20 protein-coding genes are annotated in these 17,531 nt (G+C 45.1%); 12 read left to right on the plus strand and 8 right to left on the minus strand.

Annotated elements, in window-relative coordinates:
- Nucleotides 1-81 precede the first annotated feature (81 nt).
- The 5 genes from EPO18_RS07735 to EPO18_RS07755 form a co-directional block, all read right to left on the minus strand.
- Nucleotides 82-399, minus strand: coding sequence for a chaperone modulator CbpM (locus EPO18_RS07735; RefSeq protein WP_292432688.1), 318 nt, complete (start codon nucleotides 397-399; stop codon nucleotides 82-84).
- A gap of 5 nt (nucleotides 400-404) precedes the next feature.
- On the minus strand, nucleotides 405-1,352 hold the full coding sequence (locus EPO18_RS07740) for a DnaJ C-terminal domain-containing protein (protein WP_292432689.1): 948 nt from the start codon (nucleotides 1,350-1,352) through the stop codon (nucleotides 405-407).
- Nucleotides 1,353-1,960: 608 nt separating this feature from the next.
- The gene (locus tag EPO18_RS07745) at nucleotides 1,961-2,398 is read right to left on the minus strand and encodes an Hsp20/alpha crystallin family protein (RefSeq protein ID WP_292432691.1); all 438 of its coding nucleotides are present in this window, start codon (nucleotides 2,396-2,398) and stop codon (nucleotides 1,961-1,963) included.
- Between the two features lie 120 nt (nucleotides 2,399-2,518).
- Nucleotides 2,519-3,124 carry a CPBP family intramembrane glutamic endopeptidase gene (locus tag EPO18_RS07750; RefSeq protein WP_292432693.1) on the minus strand — a complete coding sequence of 202 codons (606 nt, stop codon included), beginning with the start codon at nucleotides 3,122-3,124 and terminating at the stop codon, nucleotides 2,519-2,521.
- 18 nt (nucleotides 3,125-3,142) lie between these two features.
- Entirely contained in the window at nucleotides 3,143-3,637 is a 495-nt protein-coding gene (locus EPO18_RS07755; protein ID WP_292432694.1) for a Crp/Fnr family transcriptional regulator, read from the minus strand.
- Nucleotides 3,638-3,918: 281 nt separating this feature from the next.
- On the opposite strand from EPO18_RS07755, the gene lptM reads away from it, so the two are divergent.
- From lptM to dinB, 8 genes are all read left to right on the plus strand, one after another.
- The gene (lptM, locus tag EPO18_RS20800; RefSeq protein WP_472850880.1) at nucleotides 3,919-4,074 is read left to right on the plus strand and encodes an LPS translocon maturation chaperone LptM; all 156 of its coding nucleotides are present in this window, start codon (nucleotides 3,919-3,921) and stop codon (nucleotides 4,072-4,074) included.
- Between the two features lie 2 nt (nucleotides 4,075-4,076).
- Nucleotides 4,077-5,348, plus strand: coding sequence for a diaminopimelate decarboxylase (gene lysA, locus EPO18_RS07760; RefSeq protein ID WP_292432696.1), 1,272 nt, complete (start codon nucleotides 4,077-4,079; stop codon nucleotides 5,346-5,348).
- Nucleotides 5,349-5,591: 243 nt separating this feature from the next.
- Nucleotides 5,592-6,419 (plus strand): diaminopimelate epimerase, encoded by an 828-nt coding sequence (gene dapF / locus EPO18_RS07765; protein WP_292432699.1) that lies wholly within the window; start codon nucleotides 5,592-5,594, stop codon nucleotides 6,417-6,419.
- Entirely contained in the window at nucleotides 6,416-7,099 is a 684-nt protein-coding gene (locus tag EPO18_RS07770) for a DUF484 family protein (RefSeq protein WP_292432700.1), read from the plus strand. The genes dapF and EPO18_RS07770 overlap by 4 nt, the downstream gene beginning before the upstream one ends.
- Nucleotide 7,100: 1 nt before the next feature.
- Complete coding sequence (xerC, locus tag EPO18_RS07775; protein ID WP_292432702.1) at nucleotides 7,101-8,009, plus strand: tyrosine recombinase XerC; 909 nt, start codon at nucleotides 7,101-7,103, stop codon at nucleotides 8,007-8,009.
- 126 nt (nucleotides 8,010-8,135) lie between these two features.
- Nucleotides 8,136-9,161 carry a DUF2333 family protein gene (locus EPO18_RS07780; RefSeq protein ID WP_292432704.1) on the plus strand — a complete coding sequence of 342 codons (1,026 nt, stop codon included), beginning with the start codon at nucleotides 8,136-8,138 and terminating at the stop codon, nucleotides 9,159-9,161.
- Between the two features lie 5 nt (nucleotides 9,162-9,166).
- Nucleotides 9,167-9,481 carry a DUF4389 domain-containing protein gene (locus EPO18_RS07785; protein WP_292432706.1) on the plus strand — a complete coding sequence of 105 codons (315 nt, stop codon included), beginning with the start codon at nucleotides 9,167-9,169 and terminating at the stop codon, nucleotides 9,479-9,481.
- Nucleotides 9,482-9,626: 145 nt separating this feature from the next.
- Nucleotides 9,627-10,712 carry a DNA polymerase IV gene (gene dinB / locus EPO18_RS07790; protein ID WP_292432708.1) on the plus strand — a complete coding sequence of 362 codons (1,086 nt, stop codon included), beginning with the start codon at nucleotides 9,627-9,629 and terminating at the stop codon, nucleotides 10,710-10,712.
- Nucleotides 10,713-10,725: 13 nt separating this feature from the next.
- On the opposite strand, the gene yjgA is transcribed toward dinB, so the two are convergent.
- The 3 genes from yjgA to EPO18_RS07805 all read right to left on the minus strand — a co-directional run bounded on the left by yjgA (nucleotide 10,726) and on the right by EPO18_RS07805 (nucleotide 12,795).
- A complete protein-coding gene (yjgA, locus tag EPO18_RS07795) occupies nucleotides 10,726-11,301 on the minus strand; it encodes a ribosome biogenesis factor YjgA (protein ID WP_292432710.1) in 576 nt (191 codons plus the stop codon).
- A gap of 435 nt (nucleotides 11,302-11,736) precedes the next feature.
- Nucleotides 11,737-12,057, minus strand: coding sequence for a ComEA family DNA-binding protein (locus EPO18_RS07800; RefSeq protein WP_292432712.1), 321 nt, complete (start codon nucleotides 12,055-12,057; stop codon nucleotides 11,737-11,739).
- A gap of 537 nt (nucleotides 12,058-12,594) precedes the next feature.
- A complete protein-coding gene (locus EPO18_RS07805; RefSeq protein ID WP_292432713.1) occupies nucleotides 12,595-12,795 on the minus strand; it encodes a CsbD family protein in 201 nt (66 codons plus the stop codon).
- A 327-nt stretch (nucleotides 12,796-13,122) separates the two neighbouring features.
- On the opposite strand from EPO18_RS07805, the gene EPO18_RS07810 reads away from it, so the two are divergent.
- The 4 genes from EPO18_RS07810 (at nucleotide 13,123) to EPO18_RS07825 (ending at nucleotide 17,514) form a co-directional block, all read left to right on the plus strand.
- Nucleotides 13,123-14,430, plus strand: a complete 1,308-nt coding sequence (locus tag EPO18_RS07810) for an NAD(P)/FAD-dependent oxidoreductase (RefSeq protein ID WP_292432715.1) — start codon at nucleotides 13,123-13,125, stop codon at nucleotides 14,428-14,430.
- 73 nt (nucleotides 14,431-14,503) lie between these two features.
- The gene (locus EPO18_RS07815) at nucleotides 14,504-15,034 is read left to right on the plus strand and encodes a YcxB family protein (RefSeq protein ID WP_292432717.1); all 531 of its coding nucleotides are present in this window, start codon (nucleotides 14,504-14,506) and stop codon (nucleotides 15,032-15,034) included.
- A 146-nt stretch (nucleotides 15,035-15,180) separates the two neighbouring features.
- On the plus strand, nucleotides 15,181-15,471 hold the full coding sequence (locus tag EPO18_RS07820; RefSeq protein WP_292432719.1) for an MAPEG family protein: 291 nt from the start codon (nucleotides 15,181-15,183) through the stop codon (nucleotides 15,469-15,471).
- Between the two features lie 159 nt (nucleotides 15,472-15,630).
- Entirely contained in the window at nucleotides 15,631-17,514 is a 1,884-nt protein-coding gene (locus EPO18_RS07825) for an ATP-binding cassette domain-containing protein (protein WP_292432721.1), read from the plus strand.
- Nucleotides 17,515-17,531 lie beyond the last annotated feature (17 nt).

Below are 17,531 nucleotides of genomic sequence, written 5' to 3' on the forward strand. Positions count from 1 at the left end.
GCACTGGAAAAACCAGTGCGGCTTTTTTATGAGGAAGATTCTTTATCTTAATGCTGAGCGTTTTTTGTAATCCCGATATTCTTAATCATGCCGCACTATTTTTAGTTGGGCACGCAGCTTTTCAAGCTCTTCCATCAAATCCAATGCCAATGCGATACCGGCCAGATTAAGACCCAAATCGCGTTGTAGCCTTAGCGCAGAGCGTACCCGCACCAAGCTTGCTCCTGAAAAACGCCACACATGTATTTCATTGCCTTGCGGTTCGATAATACTTTCTTCAACCAAGCTGATAACCCAGTCCGTTTGCACATCGCAAGCATGGCACAGTTGCTCCAAAGTCAGGCTATCATCTTCAATGACTGTTCCGGTATGAACTGGCAATAAGTCATGTGAATTCATAAACTTTATACCCCCAGAGATAGGCGCGGGTTAAAATCAAGTTCTTGCTGCATTTTTTGATAGGCCGCTTTTGCGCGGTCGGTGTTTGCAGGCGGTAGGGCGATTTGCAGCACTACGAGGAAGTCTCCCGGTATTTTGGCGGGTAATCCGCGGCCTTTTAAACGCAGTTTACTGCCTTGACGGGAATTGGGCGGTATTTTCAGGTCAACATTCCCTTCCGGTGTAGGCACTTTGATTTTAGAGCCTAACGCGGCCTCCCACGGAGTGACAGGCACATCCAGATAAATGTCGGTGTCGGAGATCCGGTACAGCGGATGAGGGTTGAAGGCGATTTCAAGCAGCAGGTCGCCGGGTTTGCCGCCGCCTGAACCGGGGTCGCCCTGACCCGAGAGCCGGATATGCTGTCCGGGTTTAATGCCTTTGGGGATTTTGATGTTCAGGCTTCGCTGCTTAACCTGCACATAGCCTTGCGCATCCATTTCAGGCGAACTCAGGGAAATATTGCGCGTTGCGCCTCGTATACTGTCTTCCAGGTTAATATAAATTTTTGCATGGCTGTCCTGTCCTCGCATGTGGAAACCGTGCTGCTCTCGACCCGCTGTATGGAACCCGGCGCGCCCGAACAATTGCTCAAAAAAATCGCTAAAAACACCGGCTCCGCCACCGGGAAAACCGCCGCCTTTGAACTCGAAGCCTTCATCCCAGTTTGGAGGCGGCTTGAAATCCTCGCCCGCTTTCCAGTTGCTGCCTAGCTTATCGTAAGCGGCTCTTTTTTCCGGATCTTTAAGTACTTCGTAAGCTTCGCCCAATTCCTTGAATTTTGCCTCGGCTCCTTTTTCCTTACTGACATCGGGATGGTACTTGCGCGCCAGCTTACGATAGGCCCGCTTGACCTCGTCTTGGGTGGCGTTTCTGGATAGACCCATGATCTTGTAGTAATCTTTGTACTGCATGCTATGCCTGCCCGATTACAATTGAATTAGCCTGGAAAAAGCCCAGGTAGATTTTATTTTTGCGTAACGGTAAAACAGTTACCCTTAAAAACCGCAGTTGAAAATTTTTTTCGTTTTGTTCGCCTGAGCCCCTTTCGACTATGGCTCAGAAAAGCTTTGTCGAAAGGGCGCGGGATTTTGAAATATTCACCCCCAATAATTGGAAGTAAAGAAGCCGTTCATGTTTCAACAGGTTCGGCACGAAAGCTTACACGTTTACTCCAACTACAGTTTTAGGTTAATCGTAAGTTTTGTATAGCCTAAGCAGAGGCTTGTCAGCCCTGCTGCCGTCACACCTCCCAATCTAAAAGTCATCAAGCCATTTGGGCTTAAAGAAAATAATATAGAGAAAAAATCTCCGACATGGGTATGAACACGAAAAGATAATGAACAAGCAAAAAGAACTATAAATAACGATTGACTTTCAAATACTTAGCTAAAGTGACTTTTGGCATCGTATTTTCCTATTAGGTTGCCTCTCAGGTTTTGATGCAATCCGTATCTAGTTCTTAAGGTTGTCCTAATTTTTATAAAACCCGTTTTTTACGGAGAAATGGGAGTGCGTGAAATTATTCCTCCGAAGTTACATTGATGCGCTTTGGTTTGACAGGTTCGTGTTTAGGAATGACTATTTCCAATACGCCGAGTTTGCATTTTGCATTGATTGCTTCGCCGTTGGCGGAATCGGGCAGACTGAAACGACGGTAAAAAGAACCGGATGTTCTTTCGACTCGTTTATAGCCTTCTTTTTCAGTTTTGGTTTCGGATTCTTTTTCGCCTTTTACGGTCAAGACGCCTGCTTCCATGCTGACTTCGATATCTTCGGGCTTGACGCCGGGAATATCGGCATGGATAACAAATTTGTCAGCTTCTTCTTTTATATCAACCGCAGGCGCCCACTCGGCGGTTGCAATCGAACCCTCACCTGCTCTATCGTCCCTTGAAGATGACAGCTCTTTTTGTAATTGATTCAGTAAACCCCAAGGTTCGTAACGTATGATAGCCATTTTATTGTCTCCTAAAAATTAATGTTCTAATTTAATAACAAACTTAAAAACGATTATTCGTGTTCATTGCCGAGTATGGGGTCAGCGGTTTTTTTGTCAAGTGACTTAAGTGATTTTGGTTTAAATTTTAATGTTCTTTTGTATACTTGCCCGATAGGCGCGTATTAGAGCGACAAACGCCAGGAAATCATACAAGCCATGAATAATTATCGGAGTTAATAAATTTCTGTTGCCGCCATAATCGAGGGATAGACTTAAATAAACGCCTACTAAAGCCGCCAGCACAGCATAAAGCGGCGTCACAGCATGAGCCAAACCAAAAATAATATTGCCGCCCACCAAGCCTGCCGTCATGCCCCATGAAGACTCTATCCAAGGCTGGATAACGCCGCGAAACAACAGTTCTTCCGATAGCCCGGCAATTGACGCCAGTATCAATAAATCAGTCCAGTGATAACGGTGCAAGCCGGTGCCTAGGGTTTCAAATAGTATGTTTTTAATCTTTACTATCGGTTCTGCCTGTATCTGCTCCATGATCCGAAATAACAAGAATAAAGGGATTGTCCCTATTATGCCGTAAACAATGGCTAGTTCTGAAAAATGTAGGTAAGCGAAAGGATTAATGTTGGCTATCTGACCTAAAAATATCGCGACTAAAATCAGGGCCGCTTCAAAAAAACAAGCCTTTTTAAAAAAGTCATTAGAGTCGATGGAATATTTATCCATAAGTACAACGCTTGCTTATCAGATGATATTAGATTCCAAAAATTCCGCTAATTGAGCGCTGGTAAGCCTAAGCCGCTGGCTCAACGCACGAGAAATATTCCATACAATTTTAAACGCCAAAGTAGGATGCTTGTCAGCCAAGATCAGCATACTGGCTTTGTCTAATGCCAAAAAAACAGTTTCCTCTTCCGCGCGGGCCGTTGCTGATCGGGGTTGCGCATCAATCACCGACATTTCACCGAAAGTACGTCCAACCCGCAGGGTTGAAATCAGCTTATCATTTTTATAAACCCCAATAGCTCCCTTAACAATAATTCCCATAGAAGTTCCTATTTCACCTTCTTTATAAATCACCATTCCTTTGGATGCGGAATAAGGCTTAAAATAATGGCTTATGGATTGTAACTGCTCCCATGAAAAATCCTCTCCCCAATGTGAAGAATCAAGTATTTGCGCGTTTGTTTGCAGCGAATTTTCAATAGTTATTAACTGAGGGAATTTGGATTCGGCCATAGGATATGATCAGTTTAATTTACTTTTGTAACAATGATAGCACTTAAACCCCGCGATTTTTATAAAAACATGGGATGTCAAGGTCAAGTTTTATCGGTTTCGGTCATTAATCAGTTTAAGGTGGCTTGTCTGCGCTGGATCAAATCGCAATTGTGGCTCCATTTGTAATGCCTTTTCTTCCAATTCAGCTTATTATATCGGCCATTACTTACAATGACTGTAGCAGCGATTAATCGCTCTCTCCAGTTATGTTTTCCAATAATGATGAATGATAGCGCGCCATGAAACCTTATAATTTACTGCTTTTGCTGCTAATCCCGGTTATCTCAGGCTGCGGACAACCGGGCCCGCTTTATTTGCCGAGTCAAGCAGCACCGATTCATGTTGAGCCTGAAGCAGCGCCAAAACCAGAACCTAAGCCCGAAAAAAGCAAATAACCATGGATTATTTTAATTATCGAAACAACGAACTCTTCGCTGAAGATATTGCTGTTCAGGACATCGTCTATAAATACGGCAGCCCCTGCTATATCTATTCAAGAGCTACGCTGGAACGGCACTGGAAGGCTTTCGATCAAGCTTTCGGCGAACAAGCGCATTTAATCTGTTATGCGGTAAAAGCCAATTCCAATATTGCGATACTTAATCTATTGGCCCGTTTAGGTTCGGGGTTCGATATCGTTTCTTTAGGTGAATTGGAACGGGTTATTGCCGCCGGCGGCGATCCTAAAAAAATCGTGTTTTCCGGTGTCGGCAAGCGTGAAGATGAAATTCTGGCGGCATTAAAGATCGGCATACGCTGTTTTAATATTGAAGTCAGCGGCGAACTGGATCGGATCAACCGGTTGGCAGGACAAGTGGGCGTTATTGCATCGGTGTCTTTTCGGGTAAATCCCGATGTCGATGCAAAAACCCACCCTTATATTTCCACCGGCTTAAAGGAAAATAAGTTCGGCATAGACATTCAGCAGGCTTTGATTGAATATCGCCGTGCGGCGGCTATGCCCAATATCGAAGTGACCGGCATAGATTGCCATATCGGTTCGCAGTTGACCGAAACCCGGCCTTTTCTGGACGCGCTGGATAAGATACTGGATTTGGTTGCAACGCTTGAAGCCGAAGGGATTAAGCTGCATCATCTGGACCTCGGCGGCGGCTTAGGCATTTGTTATAAGGATGAACAACCGCCTGAGCCTACTGAGTATATTCAGGCTATTTTGGCGCGACTTGGCAAGACCGATTCATTCGGTAAGCTCAGGACAGGTTTTGAAATTTTACTGGAACCGGGTCGCGCTATCATCGGCAATGCCGGTATTCTGGTGACTCAAGTTGAATATCTTAAGCCGACGGCCAATAAAAATTTTGCTATCGTCGATGCAGCCATGAATGATCTGGTACGGCCTTCTTTATATAGCGCATGGCAAAACATTATTCCGGTAAGCCTGCAAAGCGATGCTGAGGAAATAACGTGGGACATAGTCGGGCCGGTCTGTGAAACCGGCGATTTCCTGGGCAAAGCCCGTCCTCTTAAAATTGCCCAAGGCGATTTGCTGGCGATACGTTCATCCGGCGCCTATGGCTTTACGATGAGTTCGAATTATAATTCCAGGCCGCGCTTGGCTGAGCTGATTGTCGATGGCAGCAGTCTTCATTTGATCAGAGAAAGAGAAACGATTGCGCAGCTTTGGGCGGGCGAGCATTTGCTGCCGTGAATTTTTAACTATTCAGCTCATAGAGAAATGGAACACGGATGCCAAAAGTAGGCGCCTCTAGGCGACGCAGATGATTATGATAAACGCAGATAACCTCAAAATGGCGATCAGCTGATTTTCTCAGGATAATTCAAAAAATCTTATTCAATCATAAATATCAGCGTCATCTGCGTTCTATTTTTTTAGCCGCCGAATAGTTATCAAATAATTAAACTCACTTACCTAGTGTAAAACACCGACTAAATGATCAACTTCACTAAAATGCACGGCCTCGGTAATGATTTTGTGGTCATTGACGCGATCAATCAACACATCGCCTTAACATCCGAGCAAATCCGGCTGCTGTCCGACCGGCACTTTGGCATAGGCTTCGATCAGCTGTTACTGGTCGAGAAGGCAGCAAACTCCAATGCCGATTTCAAATACCGTATTTTTAACGCCGATGGCGGAGAAGTCGCTCAATGCGGAAATGGCGCGCGTTGCTTTGCACGTTTCGTTCGCGATAAAAAGTTGTCGGACAAGGATGAAATCCGCGTCGATACCAATTCAGGCCAATTGTTGCTACGTTTTGACGCGGACAACCTGATCACCGTCAATATGGGCATTCCAAGGCATGCACCTGCTGAAATCCCCTTGCTGGCAGAAGAAGAGTCCCGGTTTTATACCGTGAAAGTCAACGATACTGAAAAAGCTTTTGGTGCTGTATCAATGGGCAATCCACACGCTGTCATTCAAGTCACTGATGTTAAAACCGCTCCAGTAGCTGAATTGGGAAGAGCTTTGGAAAGCCACGCTTTTTTCCCTGAACGGGTTAATGTCGGTTTTATGCAGGTCATCGATCGCCAACATGTCAAACTGCGAGTGTTCGAACGCGGCGCCGCAGAAACCCTGGCTTGCGGCAGCGGCGCTTGTGCCGCCGTAGTCATCGGCATTGAACAAAACTTGCTGGATCATACTGTCAGTGTTGACCTGCCCGGTGGAACGCTGGCTATCAGCTGGCTGGGCCGCGGCGAACCGGTTTTGATGACTGGGCCCGCTATTTCTGTTTTTGAAGGACGAATAACGCTATGAACGAACAACTCCCTGAACTTACTTCAGCCCAGGTAGAAGACTATCTACGGAAACATCCCGAGTTCTTTCATGAACACTTGAGTTTATTGGAGCACATGAGCATTCCTCATCCTACCGGCAATGCGGTTTCCCTCATTTCAAAACAGCTGGAACTGTTTAGAAGCCGGCACCATGATATGGAAAACCAGCTCACTGCGCTGATAGAGATCGCCAGGGATAACGACACCTCTTTGAACCGTATGCACAAACTGACCCTGGCGCTGCTGGATGCCACAACGCTGGAAGAAGCCGTTGCCAATCTTGATACGGTGCTGTCGGAATATTTTTTGATCGACTTTGTTGCAGTGCGGATCATCAAACACAATCCCGATACCGCTATTACCAATCTGTTTATTGAGCCGGACAGCAAAGACCTGGAACCGTTTGCCGGCGAGCTGGCCAGCAGTCAGCCAAAATGCGGCCGGCCGACGATGGCTCAGGCGAGAGTTTTATTCGGCGAGTTGGCGTTTGAAGTGAAATCCTGCGCGATTATTCCAATGGCATTTACTGAATTGGAAGGGATTTTAGCCATCGGCAGCCGAGAAGAGGGCAGGTTTCATTACAGCATGGGCAATCTGTTTTTAAACCAAATGAGCGAAATCATAGGTACCCGGCTGATCACTTTGTTGCAGCAAAATTAATATGCACCCTGATGCCGAGTTGATGCTGGCTGATTTTTTCAAGCAGCTCACCGTTGAAGTTCGCGCCTCGGAAAATACCGTAAAAAGTTATCAGCGTGATATTCAGCATCTATCCCGCTATTGCACTGATAAGGCCGTAACCGGATGGGCTGACCTGAAGCACACCGATATTCGCGCTTATATAGCCAACCGTCACCGGAAAGGCCTGAGCAGCAAAAGCCTGCAACGCGAGCTGTCCGCCATTCGCAGTTTTTATAATTATCTGTTAAAAGCAGGCCACGTCGTTGCCAATCCCGCTCAACATATTAAAGCGCCCAAACAAGCCAGAAAGCTGCCTAAAACTCTGGATGTCGATCAGTTATCCGGTTTGCTGGAAGCGGGTACAAGTTCGTTGCTCGAACTCCGCGATGTGGCCATGTTTGAACTATTCTATTCATCCGGCCTGCGGCTTAGTGAATTGGCTGCGCTTAATTTAACCGACCTGGACTTGCCGGATAATACATTGATCGTCCGCATAGGTAAGGGCGGCAAATCGAGAGTATTGCCTATAGGCAGCAAAGCCGTTACCGCTATCGAAAACTGGCTGCATCAGCGCGTTTTAAAAACTCCGCTCACTGAGCCTGCGTTATTTGTTTCAACGCGCGGAACCCGGCTCGGCCAGCGCAGCATTGAATTAAGACTGGAATTGTGGTGCAAGAAAAAAGGTATTGCAGAACATATACATCCGCACATGTTGAGACACTCTTTCGCCAGCCATTTACTTGAATCCAGCCAGGATTTAAGAGCCGTTCAAGAGCTGCTAGGACACAGCAATATCAGTACGACCCAGATATACACTCACCTGGACTTCCAGCATCTGGCTGAAATCTATGATAAAGCCCATCCAAGAGCCAAAAAAAAACCATTATAGTGGTTTGCGCCATAAGCAAACTACTAAAAAACCTGCTACTATGTAGCGAATTTTTTCATAGAAAAAAGCAGTAAGGGCGAAAAAAATTTCAACCCTACGAAACCTCCTCTTTACGGGACATCGAAAATGGCGGCAAACGATACACTAAACGATATAAAATCAAAAGGAATACTCTGGAGCCTAGGTGCCTTTACCGCGGTTGTAGTGGTCATCCTGATCTTCTTGGGTGCTTGGTGGGGTAGAGAGCCTGGGCAGTTTAACGTTATGGACGAAGCCGTAAAACGCGCCGAAGAAACACACTCCACTGAAAACATGCCTGTCGGCTATGTCTATACTAATACCTTGGCCCATATCGCCGAGACTCTATTGCATAAAAGCGGCGGCTATATTACTAATGATGTCGCGCCTCCCGGCGTATTTCTGGACAACATTTCCAACTGGGAATATGGCGCTTTAGTCATGCTGCGTGACGCCACATCGGCATTAAGAAATCACTTTGCCAGGGATCAATCCCAATCGGCTGAAGATCCTGATCTTGCTGTTGCCGAACCTTATTTCTATTACGAAAACGACTCATGGGCGTTGCCGTCGACGGAAGCCGAGTATCAAAAAGGTATTGAGGCTTTGCATAAATACATGGAGCGTCTGCAAAAATACGGCGGCCCGGTAAAACAGGCGCAATTTTATTCCCGCGCCGACAACCTATGGCAATACACCGAGGTTGTGATTAAGCGTCTGGGCGGACTTTCCACCCGGTTGACTGCAAACAGCGCCAGCGGCAACTATGGCCCCGGATTAACCGAACTCGAGAGAGAAGCGGCTGATGAAAAAGGCACAACCGTAGCCAAAGTAACTTGGCTTGAGATTGACGACGTTTTCTATGAAGCGCGCGGTGCAAGCTGGGCATTACTACATATACTCAGAGCCATCAAACATGACTTTGAGGATATTTTGTTAGACAAACGAGCCATGCGTACCGTTGATATCATGATTAAAGCGCTGGAAAATGCACTAACCCCCATTTTAAGCCCGATGATTTTGAATGGTAGCGGCTACGGTCTTTTCGCCAACTATTCTCTGTCTATGGCAAATTATATAGCTCGTTGCAACGCTGCTGCTCTTGATTTGCGCGATATTATGAACCGAGGTTAAAAACGATGGATGAACAAATAAACTACAACTTGACACAAATCAGCACCTGGAAAAGAATTTTCTTTATGCTTGTTTTTGCGGCTATCGGCGGACTGGTCAGAATGTTGCTTTGGGCAGTTATTATCTTGCAGGTGGCATCAGCATTATTGACTGGCAAAGCTAACGTCAATATTCTTAATTTCGGACGCAGTCTTTCCACTTATACTTATCATATTCTGCTGTTCCTGACCTTTAATACGGAAACTATGCCCTTTCCTTTCTCCGATTGGAATGTGACCGCAGAACTGCATCTACCGGAAACGAACAACTCCGCAAAATAACATCGATAGACCTGGAAATCTTAGTTAGCCACGGATAAACACAGATAAAACACTATGTTAAGCGAGGCTGGCGCTTACCCCAAATGGTGCTGCAAAGAACTAATACAACTCTTTGTTCATCCGTGGCTGAACCGCGTTTTCTAGGATGAACTCTACCCGCAAAATCATTCATATTGATATGGATGCTTTTTTTGCGGCTGTAGAGCAACGCGATTTTCCACAATACCGTAACAAGCCGCTGATCGTCGGCGGTGCTCCCGACTCTCGCGGCGTTGTCGCGACTTGCAGCTATGAAGCCAGGCAATACGGCGTCCATTCTGCGATGTCTTCAGCTCACGCTTACCGTTTATGTCCGCAAGCTATATTTGTAAAACCCCGCTTCGAGGCTTATCAAGAAGCATCGATAGCCATCCGAAAAATATTTGCCGAGTACACTGATCTTTTTGAACCCGTTTCCCTGGACGAAGCCTATCTGGATGTCAGCAATGTAAGCTTGCATCAAGGTTCTGCGACATTAATTGCCAAAGCCATCAAGGCAACGATTAAACAGGAAACCCAGCTGATTGCTTCGGCCGGCGTTTCTTATAACAAATTCCTGGCCAAGATTGCCTCGGACATTAACAAACCGGACGGGCTTTATTTAATCACCCCGGAGCAGGGCGCCTGCTTTGCAGAACAGCTTCCGGTCGAAAAATTTCATGGCATCGGCAAGGCAACCTCGACAAAAATGCAATCGTTGGGCATTAAAACCGGTAAGGACTTGAAAGATCAACCGTTGGAAATGTTACAGCACTATTTTGGCAAAGCCGGACTGCACTATTACAACATTTCCAGAGGTATAGATAACCGCCCTGTCAGCAACTATCGCATTAGAAAATCGATAGGAGTGGAAATGACCTTTCAACAAGATATTCAGCTTAAACAGGATGCTCTTATGCATTTGCAAAGCTTGCTGGAAAAGGCGTTAAGCAAAGTCGACGAAAAGAAACTGGTCGCCCATACCCTGACTGTAAAAATCAAATACCATGATTTTGTCCAGATTACCCGCAGCCGGACGCTGCCTGATATCATTACAGCAACATCCAGTCTGGGTTTCATTCTTGAAGATTTATTGAAAAATACCGATATAGGCAGGCGGAATGTGCGCTTATTGGGGATTACGCTGTCATCACTGAAAAATAACTCCGGGCAGGCTGATCGCCGGCAAATGGATTTGTTTAACAGTTATTAGATTACCGCCATGTCTAATCGACTTCCTGCTCATCCTCAAATTCTGATTCATCATCCGGCTCGTCTTCAACCTTAAACAAGCCTTTCAACTGGCGGTAAAGCAAGCGGGAAGATTTAGGCGGTTTACCGGCTTCGGCCTCTTTTTGGGCATTGCGCAATAATTGCCTTAATAATTGCCGGTCAGCATGAGGCTGTTCATCAAGCAATTCCGTCAACGCATCGCTGCCCTGGGCAATCAGCCTATCTCGCCAGCGCTCAGCAATATGATGTTCCCTGACTGCATGGGCGCTTTTATTTTTAATACGCGCCAGTTTTTCTAAAATGGGTTCCGCATCTATCTTATGGAGTTGGCCGGCAATAAATTTCAGCAGCCGCTTTCTCGCACCTTTATGGGCCATTCCCGATACTTCCACGACAGCTTTATTGATAACTTCAGGAAGCTCCAAAGTTTTTAATTGCCCCGCCGATAACTCGGACATTTCTTCGCTTACAGCAAAAAGCGCAGCCATGTCTTTCTTTATTTGAGTTTTATTAGGCCGAATTGCGTAATATTCAACCTCTTCATCGTCGTATTCGTATTCTTCATTCATTTCATATTAAACCATTGCGATTAAAAACAACCTTAATACCAGCAATCCGAGTTTGCTATTCTGCATATTCGACAACAAACGCTTACAAACTAAGAACCACATCAATAATTTGTAGGTACAGGATAACGTGAACTGATTCATGCCTTTTGATCATTCTACAGCATTTTTTAATCAGTCTGTTTTTGCTCGGCAATAATTGCGGTTATTATCTGCTCGCCGTTACAGCTTGGGGATAGAGGTAACAATCACACGGGATTTCTTGGTGATATTTTGTTGCGATCTTATATTGCTAAAATAACGATCGTTTATGAATGGAGATAACCGCACTTAACTTACGATTATCCAAAATAGTGTACGTTAAAAGGAACTTTAACGGTAAAAACCAGCAGCCCTGCATAATAGCGGCTGCTAGTCGCTTGAAATATTACTAAATAATTATTTGGTTTTTTCTTCTATCTTTTTATTAGCCTTTTCGTCTACCTTTTGATCCGCAACAACGACATCGCTTAATAAGATATCATGTTTGATTTTTTCGACGGTTTTCGCCCCGATTCCACTAACATTAACCAAATCTTCCACCGTTTTGAATGGACCTTTTTCTTCTCTGTATTTAACAATAGCTTCGGCTTTTTTCAAGCCTATGCCTGTTAAGGCATCGCCTATTGTTTTTGCATCAGCGGTATTGATGTTTACCGGCGAAGCAATAACATTGAATGAACAAAAGGCAGCGAATAATACCACTAATAATTTTTTCATCTGTATTTCCTACTATAAATAATTGTATGAATTATGATTTATGAATAGTTTTATATAGCCAACCAAATAATTATTACCATTCGCGGCTTAGTTTAGATGTTTGCCTTATAAATACAAATTATTTATTTACTATTTTGTGATAAACCCAGCAGCAATAAATAGCACTCCCTTCCAACCCTAATTCGGATATGGAGCCAAGCTGGGATCGCCTTTGAATGTTGTGGTCATCTACGGCCCTTTGGTGACCAGCTGGTTTCTATTTTTAATATTTATTGTGGCTAAATACCTGCTCAATAAGGGCATTATTCAAAATAGCTGGAGCCAACTTGGCTGTATTGTATGAAGATATTCTCATCTCTTATGAAATGACCAAGTCGAAAGTAAAATTATGCAAACCTATGGTTAACTAAAGGATAAAGTCAACCGATGTCCCTGTAAGAGAGATAGCCTTGAATATGTATAAGTATTATTATCAACAATAATAGATTTATTCTAAAAGGCAGTCTCTCTTTTTGTCCTAATAGGCAAACTCAACGGTCAATGAATTCGATTTTCGAAATCTCTGAGTTTTCGTTCAGCTTCATCTTTTTTCATGCCGTAACGTTCCTGGAGCTTACCTAGCAATATATCGCGTTTGCCCGCAATTTGATCGATCTCGTCATCAGTTAATTCACCCCAGGTTTCTTTCACTTTACCTTTAAACTGTCTCCAATTGCCTTCTATTTGATCCCAAGCCATAGCTATTCTCCTTACGTTGTATCAAAGAATAAAAAATTCCCATTACAGGAAACCCAGTTTAGAGACGAGCCACTTATATGCTTTAGCTTCGTCTTAAACTTGAAAAATAATATAACCTCAACATCGGGAGCGATCTGTACGTTGCCACACGTAAGAATTTATGTGCTTTAATACTGCGTGTAAGAATTTTATTTATATTTTGTGATTTAATTCTAAAGTCCAAACTCAGCCTATTGTAAATCAACGCCTAGTAAAATCGGTCATTACGGGGTTGATTCGATATAATGCTACCGAGCAGGAAAATAATGTTTTTTGAGGGGGATGGCAATGACTGATAAGAATAATGAAAAACACAAGGTAGTGATCGTTGGCGGCGGGGCGGCGGGTCTTGAGCTTGCCACCAGTTTGGGTAAAAAACTAGGTAAAAAAGGTCTGGCGGAGGTTACGTTGCTGGATGCTACGCCGACGCATATCTGGAAGCCGTTGTTGCACGAGGTTGCAGCCGGTACGCTGGATGAATCCGAACAGATTGAATATCTGGCCCAGGCTTATCGGAATCATTTCCGCTTCAGGTTGGGTAAGATGGAAGGCCTGAACCGGCAGAAAAAGGAAATTTACGTCAGCCCTACGCTAAGCGATAGCGGCGAGGAATTAATACCCAGACGGACGTTCAGTTACGATACGTTGGTGATGTCGGTTGGCAGCATCAGTAACACTTTTAACATCAAGGGCGTGGCGGAACACTGCCTGTTCCTGGATACTACCACGCAGGCGTTTAAGTTTCAAAAACAGCTGGTTGAATCGTATATTAAAAGCCATGCCGGTAAAAACAACGCGGGCGATAAGACCCTGTCTATCGTTATAATTGGCGCGGGAGCTACCGGCGTCGAGTTGTCGGCGCAATTGCACGAGGTGACCAATCTGCTGGCGGTTTACGGTCTGGATGAATCCAGCGATGTGAAATTGACTATTATTGAAGCGGCGACTCAATTGTTGCCCGCGTTACCGGTTAAATTAGCCAATGCAACACAACAACAGTTGGTCAAGTTAGGGATTGACCTTAAACTGGGCCGCCGAGTGATCGAGGTAACCAAAGAGGGCGTTCATACCCACGATGGCGAAGTGATACCGGCGAACCTTAAAGTCTGGTCGGCAGGCATTAAAGCGCCGGATTGGACGCAAGACCTGGATGGGCTTGAAGTTAACAGGATCAACCAATTGGTGGTCGATGAAACCCTGAAGACCAATGACGATGATATTTTTGCGATAGGCGATTGCGCTGCTTGTCCGTGGCCTGGACATGAGGGCAATGTGCCGCCGCGAGCGCAAGCCGCGCATCAGCAGGCGACGACGATAAGCAAATCGATTATCAACCGTTTACAGGGCGGCAAGCTGGTCAAATATGCTTATCTCGATTACGGATCGCTAGTTGCTCTCGGCAAATATTCTACGGTCGGCAATCTGATGGGTAATCTGATGGGCTCGGTCAGTATCGGAGGTTTTATCGCCAGAGTGGTTTATCTGTCCCTGTATAAAATGCATCAGGTGGCTATACATGGTTATTTTAGAACGTCAATGTTGACGCTTTCTAATCTATTCAGGCGTAGCGCTCATGCAACAATAAAAATGCATTAGAATTTTTTTATGTACCTGTGCGCGTTATCACTTGCGTAGTTACTTTTTATAAACTTTTACAAAGACCTAAAACATGTTTGAAATTGAATACGAATTCCGCGAAGAAGATTTAATCCATTTTAATGAAATGCAATTCATGAGAAATGAGGAGATACAAAACAATATCAGAAAAAACCGTTGGATAGTGCCCGGCATCATGGCGCTGATCGGCTCGTTTTATTATTTTTACTATGGCGATATGAAATCGTCCGGGTATATTGTCGGTATTGCAATGCTCTGGGCGTTTTTTTCGCCTAAAATTATGATGTTGGATTTACGCAGACAGATACTTAAAAACTATACCGCTAAAGAAAAGATCAATATGTTCGGCACCTATACGCTGACTATAGATCCCGCCAATCCTGCTTATCTATTGGAAAAATCACCCAGCGGCAAACATAAAATGGCCTGGGCCGATTTGGTTCGGGTGGAATACGGCAAACGCTATGTTTATATCTATATCAATTTGAGCACGGCGCTGGTTATTCCGGTAGATACCGTTAAAAAAGGCAACCTTGAGCAATTTGCCGAGCAGGCGGATAAAATGATCGAGCGTGCTGCTTAGAAGATATTTTCGAGTTTTCCTTACGGAGTAAAGAGCCATGATTACGTCAATATACGCATTGTTATCGGCCTTATTAATAGTGAAACTTGCTTTTCCGGTAATAAAACTTCGTAGACAAAATCGAGTGAGCGTTGGCGACGGCGGAAATGGGAAATGAAGAACTGCAATTAGCAATCCGCACTCATTCGAATGCAGTGGAATACATTCCTATAACGCTAATGCTTTTATTAACATTGGAATTAAACGGCGCACCAAAAATACTTATCCATATACTTGGAACCACGTTACTGATTGAGCGAATATTGCACGCTATGGGGCTTCCCGCAAAGGATTTACATAAAAGAGTGCTGGGAATGCAGATAACAATTTGTCTGTTGATTGGCTTGGCGATATTGAATATAGCATTTCTAGCGTTTGCTGAATCGCTTAAATTTTAGCGCGTAGGATGGGTAGATCGTAGCGACTTGTAAAGCACGAAGTGAAACCCATCGTATAGGTGATTGTTTATGATGGGTTTCGGCTATAGCATCTACCTATCCTACAACCAATGAACCAGCGTAATATCTCTCAGCTTGAACCTTTTACCTTGAACTTCGATGTTAAATTTTAGAAATATAACCCTACGCCGCGGCGCAAGGGTGCTGTTTGCCAACTCTTCCTTCACTATCCACAAAGGCCAAAAAGTAGGCTTTACCGGCGCAAATGGCGTGGGCAAGTCGAGTTTTTTTGCGTTGGTTAGGGATGAGCTGCATCTGGATGAGGGCGATTTTTCGATGCCGCCGGGGCTGGAAATCGCCCATGTTGCACAGGAAACGCCGGCCGTCGTTCGTTCTGCCATCGATTATGTCATTGACGGCGATCAGCCGTTAAGGCGCTTGCAAGAACAATTGATTGTTGCCGAGCAGGTCGATGACGGTTTGAAGCAGGCCGAATTGCATATTGCTCTGGAAAATATTGGCGGTTATACCGCACAAGCCAGAGCCTCTCGGTTAATGAATGGTTTGGGTTTTACATCCGATCAGGAAACCAATGCCGTCAATTCGTTTTCCGGCGGCTGGCGGATGCGGCTTAATCTGGCCCAGGCCTTGATGTGCCGTTCAGACGTATTATTGCTTGATGAGCCCACTAATCACCTGGATTTGGATGCGGTGATCTGGTTACAGGACTGGTTATGCAAATATCCCGGCACATTGTTGCTGATTTCCCATGACCGGGATTTTTTGGATACGATCACCGATCACATCGTGCATATCGAACAGAATAAGGCCGAAATTTATACCGGCAATTATTCGGCTTTTGAACGGATGCGTGCAGAAAAGCTCGCGCAACAACAGTCGTCTTATCTAAAGCAGCAACGCGAAATTGCCCATATGCAAAGCTTTGTCAGCCGCTTTAAGGCGCAAGCGACTAAAGCAAGACAAGCGCAAAGCCGGATTAAAGCCTTGGAGCGCATGGAGCTGATTGCACAGGCTCATGTCGATTCGCCGTTCGATTTTAGCTTTGCCAAACCGGGAAGAATGCCTAATCCGTTATTAACGCTGGATAAGGTTGATGTTGGCTATGGGCAAACCTGTGTGATTAAGCATGCGGGACTGTCGATATCGCCGGGCGACCGTATTGGCTTATTGGGGCCGAATGGCGCCGGTAAATCCAGCCTGATTAAAGTGCTGGCAGGCGATATGCAGCCGTTATCAGGTAACAGAAATGAAGCGGAAGCGTTAAAAATCGGTTATTTCGCACAGCATCAACTGGAGCAACTGCGGCTTGATGAAAGTCCCTTGTGGCACTTGCAGCGATTGGACAAGCAAGCGACCGAAAAAGATTTACGGAATTTTCTGGGCGGTTTCGATTTTTGCGGCGACAAAGTTCTGGAAGCCGTCAAACCCTTTTCCGGCGGCGAAAAAGCGCGGCTGGTATTGGCGCTGCTGGTTTATCAAAATCCGAACCTATTGCTGCTAGATGAGCCGACCAACCACCTAGACCTGGAAATGCGCCATGCCTTGAGCGTGGCCTTGCAGGATTATCAAGGCGCGATAGTGGTTGTCTCGCATGACCGGCATTTGTTGCGCTCGGTTACCGATCAGTTATTATTGGTATCAGGCGGCAAGGTGCAGCCCTTCGATGGCGATCTTGACGATTACCGCTTGTGGCTGGCAGAACAGAAAAAAAGCGAAGAAAAAACCGTTGTTGCTAGTACTGAAACCGTATCGAGGAAAGATCAAAGAAAGCTGGATGCAGAACGCAGGCAAAAACATAAACCTTTATTCGATGCCTTGAAAAAAGCTGAAATCGCCGTTGAAAAATATCATAATGAGCAGCGACAACTGGAACATCAGTTGGCTGATCCAGCCATTTATGCGGAATCGGAAAAAGAGCAGTTAAAAAAACTGATGGAACGGAAAGTAAAAGTCGATAAGGCCCTGGATGAGGCCGAAGCGGCCTGGATGGAGGCCGAGGAAAAGATTGAAGCGGCTAAATAATGAAAAACGATTGTGTA

Source organism: Methylobacter sp. (assembly GCF_004322395.1).
In the GTDB taxonomy this organism is placed as follows: Bacteria; Pseudomonadota; Gammaproteobacteria; order Methylococcales; family Methylomonadaceae; genus Methylobacter_A.

Coding starts and splice junctions, on each gene's coding strand:
- EPO18_RS07770 (WP_292432700.1), top strand. CDS start 6,416: ATGAACGAACAACTCCCTGAACTTACTTCAGCCCAGGTAGAAGACTAT.
- dapF (WP_292432699.1), top strand. CDS start 5,592: ATGATCAACTTCACTAAAATGCACGGCCTCGGTAATGATTTTGTGGTC.
- EPO18_RS07785 (WP_292432706.1), top strand. CDS start 9,167: ATGGATGAACAAATAAACTACAACTTGACACAAATCAGCACCTGGAAA.
- EPO18_RS07755 (WP_292432694.1), bottom strand. CDS start 3,637: ATGGCCGAATCCAAATTCCCTCAGTTAATAACTATTGAAAATTCGCTG.
- EPO18_RS07780 (WP_292432704.1), top strand. CDS start 8,136: ATGGCGGCAAACGATACACTAAACGATATAAAATCAAAAGGAATACTC.
- EPO18_RS07825 (WP_292432721.1), top strand. CDS start 15,631: ATGTTAAATTTTAGAAATATAACCCTACGCCGCGGCGCAAGGGTGCTG.
- EPO18_RS07740 (WP_292432689.1), bottom strand. CDS start 1,352: ATGCAGTACAAAGATTACTACAAGATCATGGGTCTATCCAGAAACGCC.
- xerC (WP_292432702.1), top strand. CDS start 7,101: ATGCACCCTGATGCCGAGTTGATGCTGGCTGATTTTTTCAAGCAGCTC.
- EPO18_RS07820 (WP_292432719.1), top strand. CDS start 15,181: ATGGGAAATGAAGAACTGCAATTAGCAATCCGCACTCATTCGAATGCA.
- EPO18_RS07735 (WP_292432688.1), bottom strand. CDS start 399: ATGAATTCACATGACTTATTGCCAGTTCATACCGGAACAGTCATTGAA.
- EPO18_RS07805 (WP_292432713.1), bottom strand. CDS start 12,795: ATGGCTTGGGATCAAATAGAAGGCAATTGGAGACAGTTTAAAGGTAAA.
- yjgA (WP_292432710.1), bottom strand. CDS start 11,301: ATGAATGAAGAATACGAATACGACGATGAAGAGGTTGAATATTACGCA.
- EPO18_RS07800 (WP_292432712.1), bottom strand. CDS start 12,057: ATGAAAAAATTATTAGTGGTATTATTCGCTGCCTTTTGTTCATTCAAT.
- lptM (WP_472850880.1), top strand. CDS start 3,919: ATGAAACCTTATAATTTACTGCTTTTGCTGCTAATCCCGGTTATCTCA.
- EPO18_RS07815 (WP_292432717.1), top strand. CDS start 14,504: ATGTTTGAAATTGAATACGAATTCCGCGAAGAAGATTTAATCCATTTT.
- EPO18_RS07745 (WP_292432691.1), bottom strand. CDS start 2,398: ATGGCTATCATACGTTACGAACCTTGGGGTTTACTGAATCAATTACAA.
- lysA (WP_292432696.1), top strand. CDS start 4,077: ATGGATTATTTTAATTATCGAAACAACGAACTCTTCGCTGAAGATATT.
- EPO18_RS07810 (WP_292432715.1), top strand. CDS start 13,123: ATGACTGATAAGAATAATGAAAAACACAAGGTAGTGATCGTTGGCGGC.
- dinB (WP_292432708.1), top strand. CDS start 9,627: ATGAACTCTACCCGCAAAATCATTCATATTGATATGGATGCTTTTTTT.
- EPO18_RS07750 (WP_292432693.1), bottom strand. CDS start 3,124: ATGGATAAATATTCCATCGACTCTAATGACTTTTTTAAAAAGGCTTGT.